General features: G+C 62.9%; 6 protein-coding genes. 2 read left to right on the top strand and 4 right to left on the bottom strand.

Features of this window, described 5'->3' with window-relative positions; genetic code table 11:
- From AC5DC2_RS20330 to rph, 3 genes are all read right to left on the bottom strand, one after another.
- A partial coding sequence (locus tag AC5DC2_RS20330; RefSeq protein WP_491699793.1) for a non-canonical purine NTP pyrophosphatase occupies positions 1 to 431 on the bottom strand: 431 nt, incomplete at its 3' end.
- A gap of 102 nt (positions 432 to 533) precedes the next feature.
- A complete protein-coding gene (locus AC5DC2_RS20325; RefSeq protein ID WP_491699792.1) occupies positions 534 to 941 on the bottom strand; it encodes a VOC family protein in 408 nt (135 codons plus the stop codon).
- Between the two features lie 10 nt (positions 942 to 951).
- Positions 952 to 1,674 (bottom strand): ribonuclease PH, encoded by a 723-nt coding sequence (rph, locus tag AC5DC2_RS20320; protein ID WP_491699791.1) that lies wholly within the window; start codon positions 1,672 to 1,674, stop codon positions 952 to 954.
- A gap of 160 nt (positions 1,675 to 1,834) precedes the next feature.
- Between rph and hrcA the strand changes: the two genes are divergently transcribed.
- Positions 1,835 to 2,917 carry a heat-inducible transcriptional repressor HrcA gene (gene hrcA, locus AC5DC2_RS20315; RefSeq protein ID WP_024708271.1) on the top strand — a complete coding sequence of 361 codons (1,083 nt, stop codon included), beginning with the start codon at positions 1,835 to 1,837 and terminating at the stop codon, positions 2,915 to 2,917.
- 103 nt (positions 2,918 to 3,020) lie between these two features.
- A complete protein-coding gene (gene grpE, locus AC5DC2_RS20310) occupies positions 3,021 to 3,641 on the top strand; it encodes a nucleotide exchange factor GrpE (protein ID WP_024708272.1) in 621 nt (206 codons plus the stop codon).
- A gap of 289 nt (positions 3,642 to 3,930) precedes the next feature.
- Here the strand turns inward: grpE and AC5DC2_RS20305 are convergent.
- The coding region (locus AC5DC2_RS20305) for a PTS sugar transporter subunit IIA (protein WP_491699790.1) at positions 3,931 to 4,223 on the bottom strand (293 nt) is incomplete at its 5' end.

Below are 4,223 nucleotides of genomic sequence, written 5' to 3'. Positions count from 1 at the left end.
GTCTCGGTGTGGCCGTCGGGCCAGGCGAGGCAGAGCACGCAGACGAAGCGGGCGGTGCGTTGTGCGGGCGCGGTCGCCCCCTTTTCGGCAAGCGCCTTTTCAACCTTTTCCATCGCCATCATGAAATCGCGGCTGCCATCAGCCGTTTCGGCCCAGTCGGCGGTGTAGACGCCGGGCGCGCCGTCAAGGGCGTCGACGGCGATGCCGCTGTCGTCTGCAAGCGCCGGCAGGCCGGACTTTTGCGCAGAGGCCAGCGCCTTGATCGCGGCGTTCTCCTCGAAGGTCGTGCCGGTTTCGTCCGGCACGTCGAAGGAAAGCTCGGCCGCCGACTTGGCCGAAAAGCCGAGCGGACCGATCAGTTCGGCGATCTCGGCGATCTTTCCGGCATTGTGGCTGGCAACGACGATGGTCTTGGTTTCGAGTTTGCGCATGTCAGTTCCCAATAACGCAGGGTGATAAGTTTTGGCCGCAGAGCCCCCAAACAATCTCCCCCTCAAGGGGGGAGATTGAAGGGAGGCGGATAGACTTTGCCATCACAACCCCCAGAGCTTTGCCTCGGCGCATTCCAGGCTGTTGCCGGCGGGGTCGCGGAAATAGATCGAGCGGGCGCCGTTCGGCCAGAGGAAATCGCTTTCGATCGTGATGCCGCTGGCCGCAAGCCGGTCGATCATCGCGTCGAAATCGTCTCCTTCAAGCCGGAAGCAGACGTGGCCGGGGCCGCGCGCGCCATGGGTCGGCACGGGCAGCGCACCCGGACTTGCCGGTTTTTCCGTCTCGTCCGGGTTGAAAACCAGCAGCACGCCCTGTCCGCAGCGGAAGAAGATATGGCGATTGTCGACGCGGGCGATCTTCTCAAGCCCGAGAATGCCGCCGTAAAAGCCTTCGGCGGCATCGAGGTCGTCGGCATAGAGTGCTGTTTCCAGAATGGCAGCGATCGGCATGACGGTATCCTCAGGCTCCGGCGATGGTCTTCTTTTGCAGGTCCACCAGATCGGTGATGCCGTTGCGGGCAAGGTCCATCAGCGTCAGGAACTCGTCCTGCGAGAACGGCTTGCCCTCGGCGGTGCCTTGGATCTCGACGATGCCGCCGGTGCCGGTCATGACGAAATTGGCGTCGGTCTCGGCGGAGGAATCTTCGAGATAATCGAGGTCGATGACCGGCTGATCGGCGAAGATGCCGCATGAGATCGCGGCGACATGGTCTTTCAGCACCTTGTCGGTCTTGACCATGCTGCGGGCTTCCATCCATTTCAGGCAGTCGTGAAGCGCAATCCAGGCGCCGGTGATCGAGGCGGTGCGGGTGCCGCCGTCGGCCTGGATGACGTCGCAGTCGACGCTGATCTGGCGTTCGCCGAGGGCTTCGAGATCGACGACGGCGCGCAGCGAGCGGCCGATCAGGCGCTGGATTTCCAGCGTGCGGCCGCCCTGCTTGCCGGCGGAGGCTTCGCGGCGCATGCGATCGCCGGTCGCGCGCGGCAGCATGCCGTATTCGGCGGTCACCCAGCCCTTGCCGGCATTGCGCAGCCACGGCGGCACGCGCTCTTCGAGGGAGGCGGTGCACAGCACATGCGTATCCCCGAACTTGACGAAGCAGGAGCCTTCCGCGTGCTTGGAAAAGCCACGCTCGAAGGAAACATTGCGCATCTGGTTGAGTTGTCTGCCTGATGGCCGCATGGTGTGGTCCTTCCGGTTTCGGTTGCGGCGGTTCTAGAAGGAAGAGGCGGCTTTTGCAAAGAAAAACGGCAGGCCGCGCCGCTGCAAAGACGAATTGCGAAGCGCGGCGCCGACACTATATTAATGGGCGAAGCAGACGAACCATCCGGCCACTGGAAGCATGACAGCAGATCGACGCGCAGACAATTCGGCAATGACACTGGACGATCGCTCGCGCGAGGTGTTTCGTGCGATCGTCGAGAGCTACCTTGAAAGCGGCGAACCGCTCGGCTCGCGCAACCTGTCGCGGCTTCTGCCGATGTCGCTTTCGCCGGCCTCGGTGCGCAATGTGATGAGCGACCTGGAGGAGCTCGGCCTGATCTACGCGCCGCATGTGTCCGCCGGCCGACTGCCGACGGAGAGCGGACTGCGTTTCTTCGTCGATGCCTATATGCAGGTCGGCGACCTTGCCGAAAGCGAACGTTCCGAGATCGAGCGTCATATGCAGGGCGTCGATCGCGGCCAGCCGGTCGACGGGCTTCTGAACGAGGCAAGCCAGATGCTTTCCGGCATGTCACGCGGGGCGGGGCTGGTGATGACGTCCAAGAGCAACGCCGTGCTCAAGCATGTCGAATTCATCCGTCTGGAACCGACAAAGGCGCTTGCGGTGCTCGTCGGCGAGCATAACGAGGTGGAGAACCGGATCATCGACCTGCCGGCCGGCACGACCTCCTCGCAGCTGACGGCGGCGGCCAATTTCCTCAACGCGCATCTCAACGGCCAGACCCTGCCGGAACTGAGGACGGTTCTCGCGCGGCTGAAGGACGAGGTTCGCCACGAGCTTGACCAGCTTTCGCAGGATCTCGTCGGGCGCGGGCTCGCCGTCTGGTCGGGCAGCACGGAAGACGGCAGGCCCGGGCAGCTGATCGTGCGCGGCCGGGCCAATCTGCTCGAAGGCGTTGCCGATGCCGCCGATATCGATCGCCTGAGGATGCTGTTCGACGATCTTGAGAAGAAGGAAAGCCTGATCGAGCTCATCAGCCTGGCCGAAAGCGGTTCGGGCGTGCGCATCTTCATAGGCTCGGAAAACAAGCTGTTTTCGCTGTCGGGCTCCTCGCTCGTCGTCGCGCCCTATCGCGACAGCGACAACCAGGTCGTCGGCGCGGTCGGCGTTATCGGGCCGACGCGGCTCAACTATGCCCGGGTCGTGCCGATGGTCGACTATACGGCCCATCTGCTGTCGCGCATGTCGCGCTCTCGCTGAAGGCTGCGCGCGAATACCGGGGGAGGGCCTTGATTTTTCGGGAGTGAAGCTCGATATCGTGGCCCGAGAGATTCAAGAACAAACTGCAACGTGCGGAGACGTCATGACCGACGAGACCAAGAAGAACGGCACTGACGAGGAAATCAACGAGACGGTGGTCGACCTTGAGGCGGATGCGCCTGCCGGGGAGCCCGCGGATGGCGAAGTTGCCGAACCCGATCCGATCGATCTCCTGCGTGAGGAAAACGAGAAGCAGCGCGACCAGCTGCTGCGGCTTGCCGCCGAAATGGAAAACCTGCGCCGGCGCACGGCGCGCGACGTGAAAGACGCCAAGGCCTATTCGGTCACGGCGTTTGCGCGCGACATGCTCGGCGTGTCCGACAATCTGCGCCGGGCGCTCGATTCCATTCCCGAGGACAAACGGACCGAGGAGATCAAGGGCTTCATCGAGGGCGTGGAGATGACCGAACGCTCCATGCTGTCGGCGCTGGAGCGCCACGGCGTGAAGACGATCGAGGCGGAAGGGCAGAGATTCGATCCGCATTTCCACCAGGCGATGTTCGAGGTTCCGAACCCGGAAATTCCCGCCAACACGGTCGTTCAGGTGGTCCAGACCGGCTACATGATCGGCGACCGGGTTCTCCGTCCGGCCATGGTCGGCGTTTCCAAGGGCGGGCCGAAAGCCGATCTCGCGCAGCAGGCCGGTGAGGACAAACCGGAATAGGCGCGTTTTCGCAATCACGGGAATCAAAGGCGTTTCGCTGCCGCGGGACGCCTTTTTTGACGGTGAGTCGAGGCCGGGTGGCTGGAGCGTCGGGCGAAAAAGTGGAATCCGGTTTTTCGCTAACCCGACGCGTCAAGAGAAAGAATCTAGCGCATCGGCTCGAAAATCGGAATCGATTTTCGAAAAGAACGATGCGCAAATTCAATAAGTTAGAGCGTCCTTGTGCGTCCAAAAGGACGCACGGCGCTCTAGAGTATCGGGGGCGATACCAATCAATCGCCCCGATACTCTAGGCCGCCGACGAATCCGGATCGGTGTTCAGGAAGGCGTAGATCGCGCTTTCCGAATCGGAGGCACGGAGCTTCTTGACCAGGTCCTGGTCGCGCAGGAGCCGCGCCACGCGCGACAGGGCCTTCAGATGATCGGCGCCGGCGCCTTCGGGGGCCAGCAGCAGGAAGGCGAGATCGACCGGCTGGTCGTCAAGCGCCTCGAAATTGACGGGATGCTGCAGGCGGGCGAACACGCCGCAGATGTGATCAAGCTTCGGCAGCTTGCCGTGGGGTATGGCGATGCCGTTGCCGA

It is taken from the genome of Martelella sp., from assembly GCF_984369615.1.
Note: the sequence above shows the minus strand (reverse complement) of the source record. Positions and strands in the feature narration are given on the sequence as shown.